Annotated in this window: 17 protein-coding genes; 8 read left to right on the top strand and 9 right to left on the bottom strand. The window is 39.9% G+C overall.

The features are described from left to right. The first annotated feature begins 5 nt into the window (after positions 1-5). Positions 6-776, top strand: coding sequence for a twin-arginine translocase subunit TatC (tatC, locus tag UABAM_RS07810; RefSeq protein ID WP_151967439.1), 771 nt, complete (start codon positions 6-8; stop codon positions 774-776). A 112-nt stretch (positions 777-888) separates the two neighbouring features. Here tatC and UABAM_RS07805 read toward each other — a convergent pair whose 3' ends face one another. After that, positions 889-1,599, bottom strand: a complete 711-nt coding sequence (locus tag UABAM_RS07805; protein ID WP_151967438.1) for an SDR family oxidoreductase — start codon at positions 1,597-1,599, stop codon at positions 889-891. A gap of 81 nt (positions 1,600-1,680) precedes the next feature. Between UABAM_RS07805 and UABAM_RS07800 the strand changes: the two genes are divergently transcribed. The 3 genes from UABAM_RS07800 (at position 1,681) to UABAM_RS07790 (ending at position 6,707) form a co-directional block, all read left to right on the top strand. After that, positions 1,681-3,309, top strand: a complete 1,629-nt coding sequence (locus UABAM_RS07800; RefSeq protein WP_173013193.1) for a sigma-54-dependent Fis family transcriptional regulator — start codon at positions 1,681-1,683, stop codon at positions 3,307-3,309. Between the two features lie 11 nt (positions 3,310-3,320). Then, positions 3,321-4,589, top strand: a complete 1,269-nt coding sequence (locus UABAM_RS07795; protein WP_151967436.1) for a tetratricopeptide repeat protein — start codon at positions 3,321-3,323, stop codon at positions 4,587-4,589. Positions 4,590-4,730: 141 nt separating this feature from the next. Next, positions 4,731-6,707 carry a S8 family peptidase gene (locus UABAM_RS07790; RefSeq protein ID WP_151967435.1) on the top strand — a complete coding sequence of 659 codons (1,977 nt, stop codon included), beginning with the start codon at positions 4,731-4,733 and terminating at the stop codon, positions 6,705-6,707. A 64-nt stretch (positions 6,708-6,771) separates the two neighbouring features. Here UABAM_RS07790 and UABAM_RS07785 read toward each other — a convergent pair whose 3' ends face one another. From UABAM_RS07785 to UABAM_RS07750, 8 genes are all read right to left on the bottom strand, one after another. Continuing rightward, positions 6,772-7,881, bottom strand: coding sequence for an FtsW/RodA/SpoVE family cell cycle protein (locus tag UABAM_RS07785; RefSeq protein WP_151967434.1), 1,110 nt, complete (start codon positions 7,879-7,881; stop codon positions 6,772-6,774). A 3-nt stretch (positions 7,882-7,884) separates the two neighbouring features. Beyond that, positions 7,885-8,484: a hypothetical protein gene (locus UABAM_RS07780; RefSeq protein ID WP_151967433.1), complete on the bottom strand. Its 600-nt coding sequence runs from the start codon at positions 8,482-8,484 to the stop codon at positions 7,885-7,887. Between the two features lie 2 nt (positions 8,485-8,486). Further along, on the bottom strand, positions 8,487-8,978 hold the full coding sequence (gene mreD / locus UABAM_RS07775; protein WP_151967432.1) for a rod shape-determining protein MreD: 492 nt from the start codon (positions 8,976-8,978) through the stop codon (positions 8,487-8,489). Further along, on the bottom strand, positions 8,975-9,703 hold the full coding sequence (gene mreC, locus UABAM_RS07770) for a rod shape-determining protein MreC (protein WP_151967431.1): 729 nt from the start codon (positions 9,701-9,703) through the stop codon (positions 8,975-8,977). Before mreC ends, mreD begins: the two co-directional genes overlap by 4 nt. Positions 9,704-9,802: 99 nt before the next feature. Continuing rightward, positions 9,803-10,846, bottom strand: a complete 1,044-nt coding sequence (mreB, locus tag UABAM_RS07765; RefSeq protein ID WP_151967430.1) for a rod shape-determining protein — start codon at positions 10,844-10,846, stop codon at positions 9,803-9,805. 243 nt (positions 10,847-11,089) lie between these two features. After that, positions 11,090-11,323, bottom strand: a complete 234-nt coding sequence (locus UABAM_RS07760) for a hypothetical protein (protein WP_151967429.1) — start codon at positions 11,321-11,323, stop codon at positions 11,090-11,092. Position 11,324: 1 nt separating this feature from the next. Further along, positions 11,325-12,191, bottom strand: coding sequence for a hypothetical protein (locus UABAM_RS07755; protein ID WP_151967428.1), 867 nt, complete (start codon positions 12,189-12,191; stop codon positions 11,325-11,327). Positions 12,192-12,649: 458 nt separating this feature from the next. Then, positions 12,650-14,320 carry a hypothetical protein gene (locus tag UABAM_RS07750; RefSeq protein WP_151967427.1) on the bottom strand — a complete coding sequence of 557 codons (1,671 nt, stop codon included), beginning with the start codon at positions 14,318-14,320 and terminating at the stop codon, positions 12,650-12,652. 161 nt (positions 14,321-14,481) lie between these two features. On the opposite strand from UABAM_RS07750, the gene UABAM_RS07745 reads away from it, so the two are divergent. The 4 genes from UABAM_RS07745 to UABAM_RS33910 all read left to right on the top strand — a co-directional run bounded on the left by UABAM_RS07745 (position 14,482) and on the right by UABAM_RS33910 (position 22,029). Next, positions 14,482-16,521, top strand: a complete 2,040-nt coding sequence (locus tag UABAM_RS07745; protein WP_173013192.1) for a thioredoxin domain-containing protein — start codon at positions 14,482-14,484, stop codon at positions 16,519-16,521. A gap of 20 nt (positions 16,522-16,541) precedes the next feature. Next, positions 16,542-17,249: a hypothetical protein gene (locus tag UABAM_RS07740; RefSeq protein WP_151967425.1), complete on the top strand. Its 708-nt coding sequence runs from the start codon at positions 16,542-16,544 to the stop codon at positions 17,247-17,249. Positions 17,250-17,369: 120 nt separating this feature from the next. Beyond that, positions 17,370-20,033, top strand: a complete 2,664-nt coding sequence (tal, locus tag UABAM_RS07735) for a transaldolase (RefSeq protein WP_151967424.1) — start codon at positions 17,370-17,372, stop codon at positions 20,031-20,033. After that, positions 20,023-22,029, top strand: a complete 2,007-nt coding sequence (locus UABAM_RS33910; protein ID WP_151967423.1) for a TIGR04283 family arsenosugar biosynthesis glycosyltransferase — start codon at positions 20,023-20,025, stop codon at positions 22,027-22,029. The genes tal and UABAM_RS33910 overlap by 11 nt, the downstream gene beginning before the upstream one ends. Positions 22,030-22,096 lie beyond the last annotated feature (67 nt).

Below are 22,096 nucleotides of genomic sequence, written 5' to 3'. Positions count from 1 at the left end.
ACAAAATGGATATTCACGATGTCTCCATGTCTATTGGGGATCATTTAGACGAATTGCGCAAGCGAATAGTGACTTGTCTTTTTGTGCTGTTCGGTGCCTTTGCGATGACAATAGTCGATCAAAATTTTTACATGACTATTATTCTCGAACCGCACAAGGAAGCAATGCTTGCCCTAAATCACCCGACGACCATTCAAGTTCTGCGTTACGAAGAGACATTTTTTTGTTATTTAAAAGTGTCTATTATCGCCGCACTTATCATTACAATGCCCTTTACTCTTTACCAGTTGTGGGAATTCATTGCTTCGGGATTATACAGTCATGAGAAGCGTTATGTTATGACGTTTTTTCCTTTTGCAATTATCTTTTTCGCAACAGGCATTGTTTTTGGCTACAGCGTACTTATTCCTCTAGGATTGCGATTTCTCGGTGGATATGGAGGGGAGAATACCATCCAAATGGGGTTTACTCTTTCCTCGTATGTATCGCTATTCTTTGTATTGACGTTTGTATGTGGTGTTATATTCGAGTTACCGCTCGTTATGTTGGTTTTGGTAAAAGCCGGTCTTTTAAATACGCGTTTCTTTGTTGAAAATTGGCGTCACTCATTTCTTGCCGCCTTTGTCATCGCAGCCCTGTTGACACCTCCTGATGTAGTGACGCAGCTATTGATGGCATTTCCGATTGTATCGTTATATTTTTCAGGTATATTTCTCTGTAGTTTTTCAGATCGTTTGCAAGATATACGCCGACAGATTAACATCGGTATAGAGTGAATCCGATCCCGATCCCGATCCCGATCCCGAAAATAAGATGTCAATAAACTTTTCGGGATCAGGATCGAAAAACGCATTTGTGTTGATTAACCTCAACAGAACCAAGTAACTCTTAACCTAGGCTTCTCCCACCATCCACACAAACACATGTTCCGGTGATAAAATCATTGTTCATAATTCCTTTGACCGCTTGGAACACACTTTCCATTCCACCTTCCTTTTTTAATAAGGTTTTGGCTAAGATCGCTTTGCGTTGTTCTTCTGACTCTCTTTTGGAAAATACGATTGGGCCAGGAGCAATGGAATTGACCTTTACTTGTGGTGCAAAGTTTTTGGCAAATGATTTTGTCAGGTTTTCTAAACCGGCTTTCGTAGAGGAGTAGATGCAAAAACGTTTATCGGGATTTTGAGCATTGGTATCAGTGATGTGAATGATGTCTCGTGGGCCTTCACCTCTCGTAAGTAACGGATAGAATTTGTGATTGATTAAAAAAGGGGCTAACATGTGTACGTTGAAAAAAGTTTGGTATTGTTTTATGGCTTCGCTTAAATCATCGCTTGTTTTCTCGTAAAAAGAGGCGTTGTGTATGATCGCGCGAAGTGATCGCGTGTAACGTTGCAGCTGATCTACCATGCTATCGATGTCTTTTGGCGAAGTTAAGTCGGCGCGGATGACAACTGTATTTCTATTTTTGTATACTTCGAGTTCTGGTGTCATCTTACGGTAGTGAGCGATTACATCGTACCCTTCATCCAAAAAGCGTTTTGTTAGATGCAAACCAATTCTTCGTGTGCACCCTGTAATAAAAATGGCATTTTCCATTTTTCAATCCTACTAATTACTGATAAAATATTGAATAGTTATATAAATCCAAACAATCCATCAATTTTATTGTTCTATACTATGAGCGCAAAAGAAAAATTACAATTTTTATTAGATACATACAAAAGTGATGCCCACAGTGAAAAATACTGGAATGTATTCTGTGCATCTTATGAAAAGCATGGCATTGATTATCTACGTAGGTTGTTGTCCGTGGAAAAGCAGTTATTTTACTTACAAAAGAATCTTAATGATATCAATGCTGGATTTGAATTGCCGACTTTACTACAGTCTGTACTCGATCATGCCATTGAATTAACCAACGCTGAACGCGGAGTTTTATTACTGAACGATTTAGAAATAGCGCGTAATTTTGCCCAAGAACATATCGATGGTGATTTGAAAATTAGTCGCAAACTAGCACGACAAGTCATGGACCATGGAAAGGCTGTGCTAACGGACAATGCACAAGGGGACCAGCGTTTTTCTCCGTATACTTCCGTGCAGGAGCATCGTTTGGTGTCTATTATTTGTGTTCCTTTAAAAGTGCGCAATAAGAACTTGGGAGCTATTTATCTTGATAATCGTTTGGTTATGGCAAATTTTGAAGAGGATGAATTAGCGGTACTTTGTGCTTTTGCTCAACAAGTTTCTCTTGCGATTGAGAATGTATTTTTACATGCACGAATGTCACAACGGGCACAGCAAGCGGAAGAAATGAATATAGCACTTCGCGATCAAGTAAAATCGCAAACTGCGGAATTGACAAAACAAATCTTCCCCGTCGGAAATTATTGGAAAATTTGCGCGGAGAGTGAAGAGATGCAGCAAGTTTTCGCCGTTATTGAAAAAGTAAAAAATAGTGAATTGCCGGTGTTGGTATGCGGAGAAAGCGGTACGGGAAAGGAGCTTATTGCCCAAGCGCTTCACTTTATGGGGAATCGCAAAGATTGTTCTTTTGTCAGCGAAAACTGCGCCGCAATACCAGAGAGCATTTTCGAGAGTGAACTCTTTGGTTATGAAGCGGGAGCATTTACCGGAGCAAAAAAGGGAAAAAAAGGTTTATTTGAAGAAAGTCATGGCGGAACATTGTTCCTCGACGAAATTGGCGAATTGCCGATAGCGTTACAAAAAAAATTACTACGTACACTTGCGGAAAAAAAAATCCGTCGCGTGGGGGCACATAAAAGTATTGAAATTGATACGCGCATCGTCACTGCGACGAATCGCGATTTACGACAAATGATTCGCGAAGGATCTTTTCGCGAAGATTTGTTTTATCGTCTAAATGTCGTTGAAATTTATTTGCCACCTCTACGCAAACGTAGGGGGGATATTCCCATTTTAATAGAATATTTTATACGCGAATATTGTAAAACAGCAAAGATGTCTATGCGTAGAGTGAGTCAAAAAGTCATTGACATGATGATGAGCTACGAGTGGCCGGGCAATATTCGGCAGTTACGCAACGAGCTACATCGTATGTTAACGCTTTGTGATGGCGATTTAACAATAGATTGTCTTTCTCCTGAAATACAGGGACGAAAAAGTACGACTGTGACCAACTTACCTGAGCTACTTCGCGAGGTTGAGAGAAATGAGATTGAAAAAGCGATGAAGATGTGTCAAAATAATAAATCAAAAGCATCGCAAGTATTAGGAATTAGTAGATTTAGCCTACAACGAAAACTCGAAAAGTATCAAATGTAGGAGAAGTAAATATGAAGTCGCAAGAAACTATATTACAAGAACTTCGAGCACGCAGACGACAGTTAATAAAAGACAAAAACTGGTTGGGAGCGCTAGAAGTTATAAATACTGCTTTAACACTTGAACCTACGTTTGATCGTTATTACAACCAAGGAGTTGTCTTATTACAATTACAACGTGTTAAAGAAGCGATGAATAGTTTCAAGAAAAGTTTGGAACTAAATCCCCATTTTACCAAAGGGAAAGATGCTTTAAACAAAGCACAGCAGAGATTGCAAAATGAAATGGTCGCGCAGGTTCAAAACGCCAATAGCGCGATGTATACCCCAAATGAAGATAAACGCACCGGAGATATATCGCGAGAAACGCTCGATATGGGAAAGGCTAGTAATAACGCAAATGCCGTAGAGATCAAAAAATACCACAATAGCAAAATGCCACCACTTCCCGAGAGCCGTAAACTTTCTGAAGAAATACCCACGGGAAGACGTGAAAAACATATTTTAGAAGAGCAACTAGGTGGTAAATTTACGGATGAAAACGAAGTGGACGATAGTAAAAAATACCACAATAGCAAGATGCCTCCGTTACCAGAAGAAGGTCTTCGTATTCATCCTATTCACGAAACGAACATAAACAACATACCTAAACCAAATAGTAGTGGGGCGGAAGCCTCCACCAGTGACAACAGCGATCCAACATTAGACTTTGAATCTCAAAGCGATATGTCGCCTGTGAAAGAAACCACAGGCTTTAAAGAAAGTACATATATAACCACCGAAAATACAATTTGCGAAGATGAACCGCTTGTGATTGCCGACAATGGACAAGTGGTGACAAAGAAGTATGAAGTATTGCCAGGAGACATGACCATTGACGATGTTCACGTACAAATGGCAAATTCTGAAGCTAAAATGGAAAAATATGTAGATACTGACGCGATGACCATTGATGATGTTCATTCCCAGATAGTAACGAAAAAACACGAAGTTGATCCAGGGGATATGACCATTGATGATGTTCATTCTCAGGTTGTTGGTGTGGCAAATAAGCAAGTGGCAACAAAAAAATACGAGCCAGGAGACATGACCATTGACGATATTCATTCGCAATTGCCTAGTCCAACAAATGAAGAAGCCGTCACGAAAAAATATGAAGTAGATGCCGATGCCATGACGATTGATGACGTACATGCTGCATTTGAGAAACCCGAGGAAAAGAGAAAAACCCACACATATTTTAATGATGAATTTATTAATCCTGATGAATTTCGTGATTAATGGGAAAACCTGTTAGGTTTGATGGAAGAAATTTGGTTAAGATGAACAGATGAACCAGATGGAAAAAACTCGCACAATTTTCAATACTTTGTTATAATTCATAAGATTATAGAAAATAGATATTTGTTATTAGGGGGTCACATGACAAAATTTGTTATTTTACTGACCATCGCAATCACTTTTTCTTGTTCTTTTGCAGGAATCTTAGGTCCTGATTTGCAGAAAGCTATGCAAGGAGATGAAAGTGAATTCGCGGTTATGATATCATTTACAGAAGATGTCAAGGTCGGTGATATCATGGAATATTACAGTGGCATGTCGAAAGAGGAAATTTTTGATATTCTGAAAAATGAATGTGAGCAAAAACAAACGTTTATCAAAGATTTATGCCAACGCATGCAACTGGAAGGCTATGTCAAAGACATCAAAGTTTTTTGGCTAGCAAATGCAGTATCTTTGACAGCAAAAAGAGAAGCGATTGAAGAATTGGTTATGCAACCAGAAGTGCACTTGATTTCTTTAGATGCTATCCAAAGTATGATCCAGCCATTTGGTTCTTTAGATTCGGCGCAAGTACCTTGGGGATTGGAGTACATTAAATCTCGTGAAGTAAACGCAAAAGGGTTTACCGGACAAGGTGTGACTGTTGCTGTTGTTGATACAGGACTTGATACGGATCACCCTGCATTTTCTCCACAACAAATACGTACAGATTTATGTAAATCTTTTGTTCCTGGTGAACCAACCGTCGAAGACGGAAATGGACACGGAACTCACTGTGCCGGAACAGTTGCAAGCCAACTTTATGGTGTAGCTCCAGGGGCTAGTCTCATCGGAGTTAAAGTTCTAAGTGCCACAGGTAGTGGTAGCTGGACAGCCGTAATGGAAGGAGTTCAGTATTCCGCGCTTCATGCGGACGTTATTAGTATGAGCCTTGGCGGACGTGCAAATCCAAACGGTAACGTTGTGGAAGATGCCGTTGAAAACGCTATTGACAACGGAATTGTTGTCGTAATTGCCGCAGGTAATGAGGGCCCATTTATGCAAACTATCGGTACTCCTGGTTGTGTAAAAAAAGCGATTACCGTTGGTGCTATTGATAATAAAGGTGAACTTGCATATTTCAGTAGTCGCGGAGTTAGCGTATACTTAGATCCTAAACCTGATATGGTTGCCCCAGGTGTCGATGTACTATCTGCGTGGAAAAATGGGGGAACGAATACCATTTCCGGAACATCTATGGCGACACCACACGTTGCTGGTTTGGTTGCTCTGATGCTCAGTAAAGCAAAAGGGATGAAACCTCAGGGGGTTAAAAACATCCTTATGGCGACAACAAATGGTACCAAGAAAGAAAATTGGTATGGTGAAGGAACTGTACAGTGCGACTTGGCGATGAGCAAAGTTGGTACAGATCTAGGTACTCTTGAAGTAATTAGCGAACGCAATCAAAATTCTAGTACAGTGAAAATTGAAGCTGTCACGGATAGCAATGGTAAACTGAGTGTTATTAAAACTATGCCTGCAAACAGAAGAGCTTTGGTTCAACGTGTTTTTTGCAACGCAAGGTATACCAATTTCCAACTTTCCGTCAATGGTAAAAATGGATGGGAAAAAGGTGTTGGTGAAGTTGAGCCGCGTACAAATTACGATCTAGGTCAACAAATCGTTACTGAAAAAGGCGAAGTTACCTTCAAGGTTGAAGCGGAAAACGGTCCTAAGAATAGCAAGGTGAAAATCATGATTTCTTGCCGTCACAACAAGCTTCCTGCAGAAGTAGCGCCTGCACCACAGCAACGCGTTGCTGCTTTGGCACGTTCACGTACGATATTTTTCTCTGGTCGTACAGATCGCGAAGGTAACCTCAATATTACCCAAGACATCGTTCTCAATAGTAACAGACTTATTCTTGATATGCAGTGCAACGCTGCCTATGACGAATACCAAGTAACTATCAATGGCGAAGCTGTATGGGAAAAGCCAGTTGCGGAATTAGACGCACGTACTTTCTATCCTATTCAGAAGTCAGTGAATTCCGGAAGCATCACCATCAAAGTCGAAGGAAAAAACGGACCTAAGAATAATGCGAAAGTGAAATTTTGGTTCCGTAGTCAGTAATTACACAACGTTTTGCTGTAAAGTTGCCATTCCCGCGAGAGCGGGGGGCAACTTCATTATCTACCTACTCACTCCCCTGAATAGATACCACCAAACCGATACCTATAAAAGAAGTTAGCAAAGAACTACCCCCATATGAAATAAATGGTAATGGAATACCTGTAATGGGTGCAAATCCTACTGTCATAAACATATTGACGAAAGTTTGCATGGCAAAAATTGCCGTGATTCCTACAACCACAAGCTGAGACTGCAAGTCTGGTAAAGACGAGGCGGTAAACAGTAACAATGCAAATAAAGCAAAGAATAGCACAATTGTGGATACCGTCCCCAAAAACCCCCACTCTTCACCCACAATCGCAAAAATAAAGTCTGTCTTTTTCGCAGGTAAAAAGTTGTTGATATTTTGATAGCCGTTTTTCAATCCAGAACCAAACCAACTTCCTGATCCGTATGCATTTAGCGATTGAATCAATTGATACATTTCGCCTTCTTGTTGATATTTGGGTAACTCATTTTGGACGAGTGGCTGGAAGAAATTCGTCAATCTTCTTTTTTGATAGGGTTTTAGTCCGTAGGAGTAGATAAGCGAAAAAGCCAATAGAGATAGCAGTATAATGTGGCGTATGGGTATTCCTACAACAAATGCCATGGCGAACAAAGTACCAAAAAAAATCAACGATGTACCCAGGTCTGGTTGTATAAATACCATCGCCGCTGGTAAGCATGTAATAAAGAACGCAGGTATAACGTCAAAATGCGTTTTGTCTTTGTTGGTCACGAATTGGGAAAACAGTTTTGCTAAGACGAGAACTAGCGCGTATTTCATAAATTCGGAAGGTTGTATCGAAAAAGAAGACACGCGAAACCAGCGCTTGGTATTACCAACAAACGGATCGCAAATAAGTAAGAAAAGAAGGGTGATAATCCCCAACGAGTAAAAAATAAACGCATATTGAAGTAACCATTTGTGATTGATTCGTATAGTGATGAAAAATGCGATTGCGGAAATGATAAACCATTTTTTTTGTTTCGCATAGGTGTTTTCGCCATCAAAGGTTGTGCTGTATATGAAGGATAGACCTATGATCGACAATAAGACGACGATAACAATGATAGGAATGATGAAGCTATACAAAGTTTTGTTCCACTTGAGCTGGTTAAAGATAGACATTATTTATCGGCCTCTTTTTTTCTGTTTTGCAGCACGCCTACGAACAACAAAACCGGTGTATAAGTCGCGCCATATTAAAATATCATCATTGTTTCGAGGTACATGCTTTTCTATTGCTAAACGCATGATCGTATTTTTATCGATGTTATAAAAGATCGGGTAGGGACGATTGAAATACATCTCCTCTTTCTCACGTATAATTTTTTGCCAATCACCACCGTTTTGTTCATATTCTTCTTTGGCTTTCGCATCGATTTTTTTTCGTAAAATTTTTTCTTTTTTGAGACATTCTTGCCACACATATCCGCTACTGTAACCTAGTAGGTTAGCAAGGCGCGTAACCGATTCGTTGTACGCAAGCTTTTTGTCTTTATTGAGTAGCTTTTTGGGAATAATCTCAATGTCAAAAGCTGACTTTTCCACAATGATGTTGTACTTACGACTATAAAGTGGATTTTTACTTTTTTTTCTTTGTTTGAGAGTTTTTTCAAGATAGTAATCATGCCTGACGACTTGTAAAACAAACAATCTCGTGCAGAGAATCGCCGAAAGAGCGAAAGAAAAAAAGATGAGTTGCATTATTTTATTATGTACACTTTCCATATTTAAACCTCGTAAAGATACCCTTCCGGAGGCTCATGAGTGAAAACGCGTAAAACGAGTATGGTGAATGGGGCAACAAGAGTGGTGTATATGGCACACTTGAATGCTGTGTTGGCTAAATCAACATTACAAAAAATATACACAATGATGGAATTTAACAAATAGTATTGGAATGTATAGAAAAAAATTAGAATTAAAAGTACAAACGAGTTGGTGAGATGCATTGTTTGTTTGAGTTTGAGAAGTGTATAGGAAAGTAATATACACAAAAGAGAATGCAAACCAAACAAATCGAGAGTCAAACTGTCTTTTAATAGTCCGATGAGCCAAGTTTGTAGTAATATAGACTGGCGACTGTTATTGTAAACAATGATGTAAACACAGAGAATAATGAGTAGATCTGGACGTTCGTTGTGAAAACCCAATATGGGGAAGACAACGATACCTGTAAATAAAAACAATACACCAAATATTAAGGTAATGTATAGTTTCATTTGCGAACATCCTGATTGACAGTTACCATAACGTTGTATATTTTGTCCAAGGCAATTGGATTTACATTGAGTAAGTAATGTTGTTTTTCGCGTTGTGTTGTCGATTTTTTTATCGTTACGTTACCAACGATTAGGCCTTGGGGATATCGATTACCAAAACCAGACGTAAGTGCTACTGCTGCTTCGGGAAGAGCCTTTTCTGCGAACCACTGAATAAACTTTATTTTGCATTTTTGCTTGCTCTGTCCAACACAAATTCCCTCATCGTAAATGGTAAAAGCCTGCTGTTTTTTGACCATTAGAAAAACGGGTATGTGCATGTATGGATCGGAAACATGTAAGACCATACTAGATTTTGCTGATAATTTAGAGACAATACCAAGTAAATTTTTCTTAAATGTAACTAAGGCACCTAATTGAACTCCATCGCGTTTTCCTTTGTTGATGACAAATGAATTACGGTGACTTGTACTATCTCGCTTCAGCAAAACTTTTGCACTAATGAGGTTTCTACTGCTATCAAGAAAGGCTTCTTTTTGTAGTGCTTCTATATTTGCCAAGGTTTGTTGAAGATGTATGATTTCGAGTTGTTTACTCGCCAATTGTTTTTGCAAATGACTAATTATTTCGTCTTTGTTACCTTTTACTTCTTTTTTTTCCGGATTTGATAGCAAAAATGTGAAAGAAGTTAAACTCCAGGAAGAGAAATAGCTACTGTAAAACATAAATACACATGAGAGTAATGCGAGACATACAAGCAGGATGTGTTGATAGTACTTCAATTTTTTTGCCTTTACGATTATTGAGGTTTATGATAGAAAAATTTATGGAGAGCTTAGGATATGTTGCAATAAATCCAATTTTCCTAAAACAGCTCCTGTACCGCGAACTACACATTCTAAAGGTGAGTCAGCGACACTAACTTTTAATTGGGTCTCGTTGGCAATAACTTGATCTAAACCTTTTAGTAGTGCTCCTCCTCCGGCTAAGACAATACCCCGTTCGATTAAGTCAGCGGAAATCTCAGGAGAGGTGGCCTCTAGTGAATTTTTTATCATATGTATGATGTCTTGTATACAAGTTTGTATTGCTTCGCGCACTTCTTCGGAACGGACAATAACGGTTTTTGGCAAAGACGAAGTCGCATGTTGTCCTTTGATTTCCATTTGGAGTTCTTGCTCTAGTTCGCACGCAGAACCTAAATTCTTTTTTATAATTTCTGCTGTTGATTCACCGATAAGTATTTTTTTTTCTTGTTTTAGATAGTCGACGATTGCACGGTCCATCGCATCTCCTGCTATTTTTATACCGCGCGTAACCACTGGTGAAGCCAACGAAATAATAGCAACTTCGCTTGTTCCACCTCCGATATCCACAATCATACTACCTTTTGCTTCGGTAATCGGCAAGCCCGAACCAATTGCTGCTGCCATTGGCTCATCAATTAGGTAGACTTCTTTTGCCCCTGCGCGACGTGTCGAGTCGATCACTGCTTGTTTTTCAACGCTGTTGATTCCTGAAGGGATGGCAATGACAACACGTACGCGAATGCCCCATTTGAAATTTAATGCTTTGCGTATAAAATAGCGTAGCATTGCTTCGGTGACAGCAAAGTCAGATATAACACCGTGTTTTAGAGGTCGTACTGCTTGTATGTTGGGTGGTGTTTTGCCAATCATTTTTTTTGCTTCGTTTCCAACGGCATTTCCCCCCATCAAAACTTCGTTGGTATTTTTGTTGATAGCAACAACAGAGGGTTCACTTATAATGCCTTGGTTTTGAACACTAACAAGAGTATTCGCTGTGCCGAGATCTATTCCTAAATTAAGCGAAACGGCACCCAATATTTTATTTGATAAGCCTAACATAATGTAATTTCGCCAGAAGAAAAGTTGGGAAGGACCAGTAAGATTTTCAGAAGAAGTCTGAAATAGGAAATGTGAAGCTTTAGATGTAGTTACTTAGCTAACAAATAATAAAGGCTTTGGCTGTACAAGTGACAGCCATAGCAAATAGCCTTTACTAGGAATATTTACTCGTAGTAATTTGTAAATAGTATACCAGTTTTACAAAGCGTATTTGTAGAGATGGCATACTATTAACACTTAATACTACTTGAGTTTTATCTGAATAAGAGCACTATCTGCTCTTCCTGGGTTTCCTTGACCGTCGTAAACGGAAAAGAGTTCCCAACCAATGAGTAACATGCCTATAATCGTGAAAATGGTTGTTAAGATTATAATTACAGGCGTTATCGAATCGGAAGGAGCTACGGAACTTCCTAGATCTTCTCCTTCATCAATAACCTCTAGTTCTCCTTGATAGTCTTCATAATCTGCTGCCATTTTAGCCTCTTGTGCCTCCAAAGCGTGTTGTTACAGAATCGCCTTTTTGAATTTTTTGGCGGGTTTTGTCTTTGAGGATACGAGCGGCGCTAGCGTCTTTGTAAACGTCTTCAATTACAATAGTTCCAATATAACTGCTTCCTCGGAATACAGTAAATTGATAACCTTTTTGTACATTGTCGTCACTTCCGAGAGAAATCATTACAAGCGGTAGTTTTTTACTAACGGCTGTAATAAAACCATCAAGAGGTTTTTCTCTTGTGTACAGAAGGTCAAGACGTACACCTTGTTTTTCTGCAGCGGCAATGATTTGTTTTGCTTCGAGCAATTCGCGTTGTTGTTTTTGAATTATTTTTTCTTTTTCGGCAATTTCGCCTTTGATGTTATTTAGTTCGGTCTGTAAAACAAGTTGTTCTTCTTCGGAACTTTCTTTTGCGCGAATAGCGTCTTCTTTTTCTTCTTTTGCTTGATCTCTGGCTGTTTCTAATTCGTTGATGCGAGCATCTTTTTCGCCTATTTTACTATTGATTTCCTTATAACTAGCTTCTAGGTTAGCTATTTTTTCGTTTAGGCTATCATTAGTTCTCTTTGCCTCATCGTATATATCTTTGGTTTTATTAAGTTCAACATTAAGTTGAATTGCTCGGCCGGTAACGTTGTTCAAACTTTCTTGCAAGTTTGCAACTTTTCCTTCAGCATCTTTTAATTTATCTTCTTGTACTTGTTTTTCACGAGTGGCTTTTTGAGCTTGATCAATCAGCATTTGTTTGTAGTCCCATTTCTGGGCTAACAGTGTTCCAGCAATTACCATATAAGCAATGCTAAGAATAAAATTGATGAAAATAAAAATTTTAGCAATACTGCTCATGATTTTTACTCTCCCTGAAAATCTGCGGTGGAAGTCAAAAATATTAATATAATTATAGCTCTTAGTGTCGTAAAAAGAGATAGTTCCTAGCTATTGTAAAGTATGAAAACAAAAAGTCAAGAGTAATTCTTTATTTCGCGGCCTAGTAAAATATGCAACAAATTAAAGGCCGTGGTTGGTGAATATAACAATATGAGACTCCGAGAATCGTTATGTTTGACGTTATTTGTAAATGGATTTTGCTGTTCGATAACAAAACAAATTGAGTATAAGGATTTTGAATTATTTTTGAATTTCTTTTACTTTACCATGGCAACAACTACTCGAATTACACCTACTTTTATTCTAACGAATTTGGTGCTTGGTATAAAAGTTTTTGCCGAACCCGAGCCCGCAAGCGAGCAATGCTGATTTTTCGTACTTTACAAAGTAAATCACCAAAACGTTAGAAATCGTATCTACTTTTGTTTGTGGAGTTGTTGTAGTTTTTGTAATAACTCTGTATAACGTCGTTGAATATTTTTACTTAACTTCAAAGACTTGAGTTGTAACAAGACTGTTTCACACTCTTTAGACTTTTGTTGTTTTAAATATGTTTGCGCTTCTAACAAAAGAAGTAGAGAATAATGCGACGAGTGCTTTGGTACTTGTTGCTTAAGAAGGGTTGTGAGAGCAAGTATTTTGCTAAAATTTTCTTCTATTTCATAAACTTTGAGCAGTTGCAAGCGTAGATGGAGGAGGTGTTGCGCAGATATTTTTTTCGCCTCTTTTAAATAACTGTTTATGTGCTGTTTGCCATACGTAAAATAGATTCTGGCAAGTTGTTGACGATTGTTTTCCCACATCCATTGTGCAGTACTTACGTAAGCCATGCAAAAATTAAACCGTATGCTGGGACGTAAAGTTCCTTTGTCGATTGTATCTCCATAAATAGAAATAGCGGACTGCCAGACGCGAGACCTTTTTCGTGTTTCCTGACTAAGAATGAGTAAGAGTAGAACAAATAGGCATAGCAAAGTAGTGTGTGCAAGAAAATACAGGAATTTTTGCTTCGATTGTCTATTTTGTCCCTTTTGCGCTTGGTTTTGGTAAAATTTACGCGCTTGCTGGACTAAATTTTCATATAGTGAAAGGCCAACGCTGGCGACGCCAACAACAAGAAAAACTAGGAAGGGATATGCTCTGTATTCTACAACAACGAAGTTGGTGGGGATGAAAGCGTAAGGTATAAGAATTACCATGCAAGCGAGAAATGCGCGGGGGGCCACTTTATTGTTTAGTTTGCATAAAATAAATCCTGTAAGGATCAAGGCAAATAAACTACTAAAGCCATGGGAGAAGTTCTGTGTGACATGATCTAAAGAAAGTTGTGTTGCAGCAGGGTAGATGAATAATTTGACATAATACCAAAAAGCAACTAGCTGTTTGGTTAGATTGGAAAAAAAATCACCTGCGGCAAACCTGTTGTAAATAACCGGAGACAGAAAGGCAATGATTACAAAACATACTAAACCTAAGAGCGGAATTTTTTTATGAAGTTGCGATTTTTTTTTGTAAGAAAATATGATGTATGTCGCCAGTAAGTAAAAGCATGCTACCTCCTTACATAGGATAGTGCCTAAGGAGAATAAGACAAACAAAATATTTCTTTCACGATAGATGATTGACAACAACAGAAATAATGTTAAAAGAATCATGGAGCGTGCTTGAATGTAGTTTACAGCCTCGCTGGCGAGAGGATGGACGAGAAATACACCACTCACTAATATGGACAGTGCACGGGGGAATTTCAAATCTTTGCACAACAAGAGAAGGGCAATAGCGCATGCAAAATGTAAAACAATATTGGTTATGTGCCAATAAAAAAGAGAGGGACCACCTATGGTGGTAATGGTATTGCGCCCTTCGAGTTGCGGACCAAGGTTGTAGTTTAGCCAAAAAGTAAAATTTGGTATAATGCGCCAGTTATTTGCTGTTAAATATTGCGCGTTTTCTATGTCCTCGCTATCGACAATTTGCCAGATGTCGTCATAGATAAAAGGTCCGTAGAGATTGGAGCTGTACGCATAAAAAACACTTACACTTCCAAGAAGAAGAATAATTGATGTAGAAAGAATGGTTTTTTGCACGGTTTAACCTCGATTTGGTTTTCATTTTCCAGTATAATAGAAAGTATATTACAATGCCTATCGTTCGCAATAAATATTTGCTAGTATGTTTGCTATTTTTTTTAACAAATTGTAGCGCACAAAATGATTACGACAACAACAAACAAAAGAAAAATTCACAAATGCAGACTTCTAAAAACGAATTAGCACAGGAGAGTAGCCCATATCTCCTACAACACAAAAACAACCCTGTGCATTGGCAGCCTTGGGGAGAAAAAGCATTTCATATGGCGAAAAAGCGCGATGTACCTATTATCGTATCTATTGGTTATTCCACTTGCCACTGGTGCCATGTTATGGAACACGAAGTTTTTGAAGACCAAGAAGCGGCAGAGATGATGAACAAATGGTTTGTTTGTGTGAAGGTGGACCGCGAAGAACGACCAGAAGTTGATGATATTTACATGAGTGCTGTGCACGCCATGAATCAAAGAGGTGGATGGCCTCTCAATGTGATCATTACGCCTGAAGGAAAACCATTTTTTGGGGGAACGTTTTTTCCCAAAGAGCAATGGATGAAACTTCTCAAGGCAATACACGATGCTTGGACAACAGAACGCAAAAAAGTAGACGAGATTGCCAATGGGTTAACGAAATTTTTACAAGAAAATGAAGAGCAAACGCAAAGCGAAATTCCCGTGTCGATATGGGAGGATTTACAGAAGAATTTGCGGACATACTATGACGAAAAGGACCCTGCGTGGGGAAGAGCCCCCAAGTTTCCCAGTGCACAAATGTTACGTCTAGTTTTGCTGCTAAAAGAGGGTAAGGAAGTAAAACAACAAGCGTTAGATATTTTAACTACGATGCAAGACTCCGGGCTTCATGATCTAGTAGGGGGAGGTTTTCATCGTTATAGCACAGATAAAATATGGCGTGTACCGCATTTTGAAAAAATGCTGTACGACAATGCTCTTCTTGCTGTGGCATACTTCATTGCCGGAGATCAGTATAAACGAAACGATTTAACGCGAACGGGCGAGAGAATTCTCGACTATATGCTGCGTGATTTGCGCGTAAAGAGTGGTGAAAAATTCATTGGTTATGCATGCGCCGAAGATGCCGATGATCCCAATGGAGAAGGCAGCTTTTATGCCTGGAATAAAGAGTTGCTATCTCAAGTTTTATCCGACAAAGAGGCGCAAGCTCTTGCCGAAGACTGGAATGTAACAAAAGGGGAAGTGCACAAAAACGATTTTGGTCACAAAGAACCGGTGACCTCTCATATTCCCTTTCCTCGTGGCAGTAGTTTAAAAGAGGATTTCCACTCTCCCGAGAGTATTGCCAAAAGGTTATCGTGGGAACAACACTACGCCGCACTCTTAAAAAAACGCGAAGAACGACCGCGCCCACATCTTGATGACAAGGTGTTGACTTCGTGGAATGGGCTTGCATTGTCCGCTTTTGCGCACGGCGCGCGCTTGACTCAAAAACAAAAGTACATTACCGCTACCAGAGAACTCGCATCGGTATTACTTGGAAGACATAAAAAAGATGGTTTGTTGCGTTTGCCACATATCGCCGCTTTTATCAATGACTATGGTTTCTTACTGTGCGGTTTAATGGATGCTTTTGACGCTTTGGGTGATGTAGATCTTGTTCTTAGTGCCGAGAAGATTGCCATAGAAGCTAGCGAAAATTTTGCGCACAAAGGTGGCGGGTTTTACTCTACGGTAGATAATCGCGATGATTTGATTATGCGCTCGCGTATACTTTACGACAATGCATATCCTTCTGGTAACTCTGCGATGGCCTTGGGGCTTGTTCGTTTATGGAATGTGACAGGAAATGAAAAATTTAAAGCGACTGCCAGAGCGTCCATAGAGGTATTGGGAAAGTCGGCAAGTAAAATATGCATTTCTTTGGGAACTTTATTAACGGCACATCTTGCTTTACAACGAGGAGAAATGACAATCGTTATTACCGGAGCCGGTGAGGAAAAGGAAGCACTTTTGAAAGCGTGCCGTAAGAATCACTATTTGGCCACAGTCATCGACTTAGAAAAAACCAAGAAACAAAAGTGGAAAATTTTAGAGGCATACAAAGATATCCGTAAAACAACGGCTGTGTTTTGCGTTGGTAAGACATGTTTACAGCCAGCAACAACAGAAAAAGAAATTGAAAAGTTACTCACTGAATACAGTAAATTTTTACGTTATTAACTTAGAAAGGTTGATTTACAATGAAAACCGCAGCTTTATTAACCGCCGTTTTGGTTGTTTCTCTTTTTACTGTAGGTTACTACACCCATATGGAAGATGGTTTTTTTGCTTCACAAAATACCGGGTGTTGTAAATCTAAAGCAAAAGCGCAAGCGGCCAATCTTGCGGCAAAAACAGGATGTTGCAAAAGCAAAGCAAAAGCGACAACAGTTGCTAATACTACAGCGAAATCTTGTTGCAAAAGCAAAGCAAAAGCGACAACAGTTGCTAACACGACAAGTTGTAGCGAAAAAGCCGAAGGTTGTAGTGGAAAAGCAACAACAGTTGCTAATACAACAGCTAAGTCTTGCTGCAGTGAAAAAGCAACAGCAACAACAGTTGCGAACACAACAGCAAAAGCAGAAGGTTGTAGTGAAAAAGCAGAAGGCTGCTGCAGTGAAAAGGCAACAACAGTTGCTAACACAACAGCAAAAGCAGAAGGCTGCTGCAGTGAAAAGGCAACAACAGTTGCTAACACAACAGCAAAAGCAGAAGGCTGCTGCAGTGAAAAGGCAACAACAGTTGCTAACACAACAGCAAAAGCAGAAGGCTGCTGCAGTGAAAAAGCTAGTTGTGAAGGCGAAGCTGGAGCGACAGCTACACCTGTAAAAGCAGAAAAAACAGACTGTAGTGATCCTGAAAATTGCGATCCTGAAACTTGCGACAAAGAAAATGGTTGCAATAACTAGTGATAGTTTATAACATTATCTCCTTGTGAGATATTTCTGCAATATTTTAATGTAAGGCATTAGTTCGATATTTATGCGAACTAATGCCACTTTTTTTATGTAGGGCTAAAGGAATAAGTCATGGCAAATCCTCTATTACAAGTGCAAAATTATTCACAAAGCATTTGGTATGATAATATACAGCGTTCTTTGCTAAGCAAAATAAAACAAATGATTGACGAAGGCGAGATTGTAGGGATTACTTCCAATCCGACCATTTTTGACAAAGCAATAGGTGGCAGCAACGATTACGATGATATGATGACGGAACTTTTAGAAAACAATCCGCAAATGTCCATCAAAGAGTTGTATGAGGCTTTGGTGATCGAAGATATCCGCGAAGCAGCAGATTTACTACGCGGCGTCTACGATGCAACAAGTGGGGTTGATGGATATGTTTCGGTGGAAGTTTCGCCAGACTTGGCACATGATACTGAGGGGACCATAAAAGAAGCACAACACCTATTTCGCACCATTGATCGCGAAAATGTAATGATTAAAGTACCTGCAACAAAAGAGGGATTACCTGCCATTACACAGATTATTGGACAGGGAATTAATGTTAACGTAACGCTTATGTTTGCAATGCAGGATTTTCTTGACGTTGCCGATGCATATCTTTCGGGTTTAGAGCTCTTGGATAAAAATGGTGGTAAGCTAGATGGCGTTGCATCTGTCGCATCGTTTTTTATCAGTCGCATGGATTCAGCGGTGGACAAACTTTTACCTGAAAATTCTGCTATTGCGGGAAAAGTTGCCATCAGTTATGCCAAAAATGTCTACCAAAAAGCTATCGAGTTTTATGCAAGCCAACGCTTTAAGGATTTGGAAGCAAAAGGAGCACGTATACAACGATTGCTATGGGCAAGTACAGGGGTAAAGAACCCTGCATATCGCGACGTTTTGTATATGGAAGAATTGATGGGGGAAAATACAGTAAACACGGTTCCTCCACATACACTAGATGCCTTTCGCGATCACGGAAATGCGGCATCAAGAGTCGGGAAAAATCTCGAAGAAGTACAAGAGGTTTTGGCAAAAGTACAAGAGCTGAATATCGATTTACAACAAATTGCCAGCAAACTAAAAGAAGATGGTGTTGCGGCGTTTAGCAAATCTTTTGCATCTCTTATGCAGACACTGGAAGAAAAAAAGGCCAAACTCGGCGAAAAAAAAAACTTAGCAGCGAAACTGCTTGAAAAAGATTGTAGTTTATGGGATTTTCCCGGAGTTAACCTAGATGAAGTACGCGAGCGTCTAGGTTGGCTTGATAGTGTTCGCGAAACACAACAAAAAATATCAGATTTGCAAGAATTCGCACACGAAGTGCGCGAAAAATTTTCTGCCGTTGTTCTTTTAGGGATGGGAGGTAGTAGTCTCGCCCCTGAAGTTTTTATGAAAATATTTGGCAACAAATCGGGATATCCATCACTACGTGTTATCGACACCACAAACCCCGTGACAATTCGTCAATATTTGCAGGAAATGGATTTGGCAAAAACAGTGTTTGTTGTTTCGAGCAAATCGGGCGGAACCATCGAAACTCTGAGTTTGTATAAGTTTTTCTTTGCCGAAGTACAAAAAGTATCTTCACAACCTGGGCAGCATTTTATCGCCATTACTGATCCTGGATCTAAACTGGAAAATATTGCGAACGAAAAACAGTTTTTGCGCACTTTTTTCGCCCCACAAGATGTGGGGGGGCGTTATTCTGTTTTTACCGTTTTCGGGATGGTTCCCGCAGCTCTTATCGGAGCACCACTACAAAACATACTCGACAGTGCAGAAAAAATACAAAACAGTTTGAGTGCAACAGATGAAATTTCTCCTGTGGTTTTGGGAACAACTCTAGGGAAACTAGCCACACAAGGCAAGAACAAACTTACGTTTGTTCTTAGTGATCAACTGACACCTTTTGCCGATTGGGTAGAGCAACTCGTCGCGGAAAGTACAGGAAAAATAGGCAAAGGTGTTCTTCCTGTTGCCGGAGAGCATCTTCAGGAAAATTATAGCAATGATCGCGTTTTTGTCTGTGTTACGGTAGGGGAAGAAAAGGCGCCTAACATTCCTTCTGACAATGTCTTGCACATACATCTCGAAAATTTGACCGACCTTGGAGGAGAGTTCTTGCGTTGGCAAGTGGCCACAGCAATTTGTGGTAGTGTTTTGCAAATCAATCCTTTTGATCAACCCGATGTGGAGCTAGCAAAAATAAAAGCACGCGAGCTCATGAGTGGTGATGGTAGCGTCACGTCAGGAGATGTAAAGATTGTGCGCGACGATCTTGAAATATACAGCGCAAATATTGACGAAGGTACAAATATTGAAGGCCTTTTATGTAGTCTACTTTCTAGTATCAAGAGTAGTGATTATTTTGCGGTGATGGCATATTTACCGTATGATGAAGAGATTACAAACATTCTGCAGAAAATTCGCTGTCATATACAACAAAAACACAATATTGCCACAACCATCGGATTTGGTCCGCGTTTTTTGCATTCAACAGGGCAACTTCACAAAGGTGACGATAACAGCGGAGTGTTTTTGCAAATAACACATAGCGCGCAAGATAAACTTGCCGTACCTGGTGAAAATTATGACTTCAATACATTAATACATGCGCAAGCTGCAGGAGATTTTCAGGCGCTCAAAGAGAAAAAACGCCGTGTACTTCGTTATCATATAAATGGCAAATTACTTGTGGCGTTAAAGAATTTACTTTTCACCATGGAGAATGATGTATAAGCAGAAAATCGATGTCATCATACCTGTTCTGAATGAAGAATTGTCTATTGGCAAAGTGATTGACGATATACCTTCTTGGGTACGTGACATCATTGTTGTCGACAATGGCTGTACGGACAACACTGTCGAAGTAGCTGTAAGGCACGGAGCCAAAGTTGTGCATGAACCGATGCGTGGTTATGGGGCCGCTTGTTTAAAGGGCATTTCTGTTCTACAAAATCCCGATATTGTGGTTTTTGTAGACGGGGACTATAGTGATCGCCCACAACAAATGCATCGCCTAGTTGACCCTATAGTTCATGGTGAGGCCGAGATGGTTATCGGCTCTCGCGTTCTAGGTAACAGGGAACGCGGAGCCCTAACTCCTCAAGCGCGTTTTGGAAACTGGCTAGCTTGCCACTTAATATTTGCGGTGTGGCGTGTTCGCTATACAGACCTGGGTCCTTTTCGCGCCATTTCTTACCCTACACTGACGTCTTTTGCCATGTGCGATTTAAACTATGGATGGACTGTCGAAATGCAGATCAAAGCCGCTATCCATCGTACGCCATCGACAGATGTTGCGGTAGACTACTGCCGACGCATCGGCACCTCCAAAATTTCCGGTACAGTTTCAGGAGTAATCGGAGCAGGATATAAGATACTTACCACGATTTTCAAATACGCCGTTCGCCTACAGCAGGTCAATAAAACCAAGCGTGTAGTTTTGTTCAGTAAATACCCGCTTGCTGGAAAATCTAAAACGCGAATGATACCGGCTTTGGGTAAAGAAGGGGCGGCAAATCTACAGCGTGAAATGACTACTTTTATCTCGGCGAAACTACGTCGCTTCTGTCGCAAGAACAATATAATTTTTGAGGTGCGTTTTTTCGGCGGCAATCGGCAAGAGATGCAAAAATGGCTTGGGGAAAGTATGGTAATGCGCGCGCAACGCGGCGAAGATTTGGGAGAAAAGATGTACCAAGCATTCTCTCAAAGTTTTAATGAAGGTACGAAGTATTGCGTTGTGACAGGGGCAGATTGTCCTGAAGTGAGCGAAGAGATTTTGCGCTTAACTTTTTTGTATCTAAAATCAGTTCCTCTAGTGATCGGACCCGCCGCAGACGGTGGTTATTATCTTATTGCAATGACACAACGTTTTCGTGAAGTTTTTCACAATATTGCCTGGGGTAGCTCTAGCGTTTTACAACAAACACTAGACGCAGCAAAAAAAGTTGGAATTCGTTACCAATTGCTGCCTGTTCTACATGACGTAGATTTACCAGAAGATTTGTCGGTATGGCAATCTGTGAAGGAAAACAGCGAATTCTCCCCGAAGATTTCTGTTGTCGTTGCATGCTTGAATGAAGAAAAGTACATCGCACGATGTTTGCGTAGCGTTGTTGGTAAAAATATCGAGTGTATTGTGGTCGATGGAGGAAGTGAGGATCGCACTTGCGAAATAGCGAGTAGTTTTGATAATGTACAGGTGGTTTCCTGTGGTCGAGGACGAGCACAACAGCTAAACTATGGAGCGCAAATTTCGAGTGGGGACATTTTGTTATTTCTTCATGCAGACAGTGTTCTACCACAAAAATTTGCCGAGGAAGTCCGACGTATACTAGGCAGTAACTGCGGAGGGGCATTTTCCATTGAGTTGGATTCGGATCATCGCGAAATAAAAAAAATGCAAACCGGTATTAACAGACGTTCGCGTTTACTTGGTTTGGCCTACGGAGATCAAGGTATCTTTGTGCGTCGTAGTGCATATGAAAAGGTACAAGGATTTCCACAGATAGAAATCATGGAAGATTTTGTTTTCGTAAGACGCCTACGTAAATTGGGGAACGTTGTGATCTCCCCAATGAAAATACTTACGTCAGCGCGTAAATGGGAACGTTCAGGTCCATGGCGAACATGGTTGATAAATCAATGTATCGTTATCGGATTTTTTTTCGGACTTCCTCATAAGTTACTGCGTCGTTGGTATACAGACAAAAAAATAGCAAAGAAATAGTGATCGTTATTTGTCTAAAAAAAATAACAAAACCCTTTTTCACCTCCATTGGTATGAGAAGGGAATA

Source organism: Candidatus Uabimicrobium amorphum (assembly GCF_009002475.1).
Taxonomy (GTDB): domain Bacteria; phylum Planctomycetota; class Uabimicrobiia; order Uabimicrobiales; family Uabimicrobiaceae; genus Uabimicrobium; species Uabimicrobium amorphum.
The sequence above is the reverse complement of the archived record's forward strand: the minus strand, read 5'-3'. Positions and strand labels throughout refer to the sequence as shown.

Excerpts from the sequence above, each read along its gene's own strand:
- tatC (WP_151967439.1), top strand. The coding sequence starts at position 6 with ATGGATATTCACGATGTCTCCATGTCTATTGGGGATCATTTAGACGAA.
- UABAM_RS07805 (WP_151967438.1), bottom strand. The coding sequence starts at position 1,599 with ATGGAAAATGCCATTTTTATTACAGGGTGCACACGAAGAATTGGTTTG.
- UABAM_RS07800 (WP_173013193.1), top strand. The coding sequence starts at position 1,681 with ATGAGCGCAAAAGAAAAATTACAATTTTTATTAGATACATACAAAAGT.
- UABAM_RS07795 (WP_151967436.1), top strand. The coding sequence starts at position 3,321 with ATGAAGTCGCAAGAAACTATATTACAAGAACTTCGAGCACGCAGACGA.
- UABAM_RS07790 (WP_151967435.1), top strand. The coding sequence starts at position 4,731 with ATGACAAAATTTGTTATTTTACTGACCATCGCAATCACTTTTTCTTGT.
- UABAM_RS07785 (WP_151967434.1), bottom strand. The coding sequence starts at position 7,881 with ATGTCTATCTTTAACCAGCTCAAGTGGAACAAAACTTTGTATAGCTTC.
- UABAM_RS07780 (WP_151967433.1), bottom strand. The coding sequence starts at position 8,484 with ATGGAAAGTGTACATAATAAAATAATGCAACTCATCTTTTTTTCTTTC.
- mreD (WP_151967432.1), bottom strand. The coding sequence starts at position 8,978 with ATGAAACTATACATTACCTTAATATTTGGTGTATTGTTTTTATTTACA.
- mreC (WP_151967431.1), bottom strand. The coding sequence starts at position 9,703 with ATGTTTTACAGTAGCTATTTCTCTTCCTGGAGTTTAACTTCTTTCACA.
- mreB (WP_151967430.1), bottom strand. The coding sequence starts at position 10,846 with ATGTTAGGCTTATCAAATAAAATATTGGGTGCCGTTTCGCTTAATTTA.
- UABAM_RS07760 (WP_151967429.1), bottom strand. The coding sequence starts at position 11,323 with ATGGCAGCAGATTATGAAGACTATCAAGGAGAACTAGAGGTTATTGAT.
- UABAM_RS07755 (WP_151967428.1), bottom strand. The coding sequence starts at position 12,191 with ATGAGCAGTATTGCTAAAATTTTTATTTTCATCAATTTTATTCTTAGC.
- UABAM_RS07745 (WP_173013192.1), top strand. The coding sequence starts at position 14,482 with ATGCAGACTTCTAAAAACGAATTAGCACAGGAGAGTAGCCCATATCTC.
- UABAM_RS07740 (WP_151967425.1), top strand. The coding sequence starts at position 16,542 with ATGAAAACCGCAGCTTTATTAACCGCCGTTTTGGTTGTTTCTCTTTTT.
- tal (WP_151967424.1), top strand. The coding sequence starts at position 17,370 with ATGGCAAATCCTCTATTACAAGTGCAAAATTATTCACAAAGCATTTGG.
- UABAM_RS33910 (WP_151967423.1), top strand. The coding sequence starts at position 20,023 with ATGATGTATAAGCAGAAAATCGATGTCATCATACCTGTTCTGAATGAA.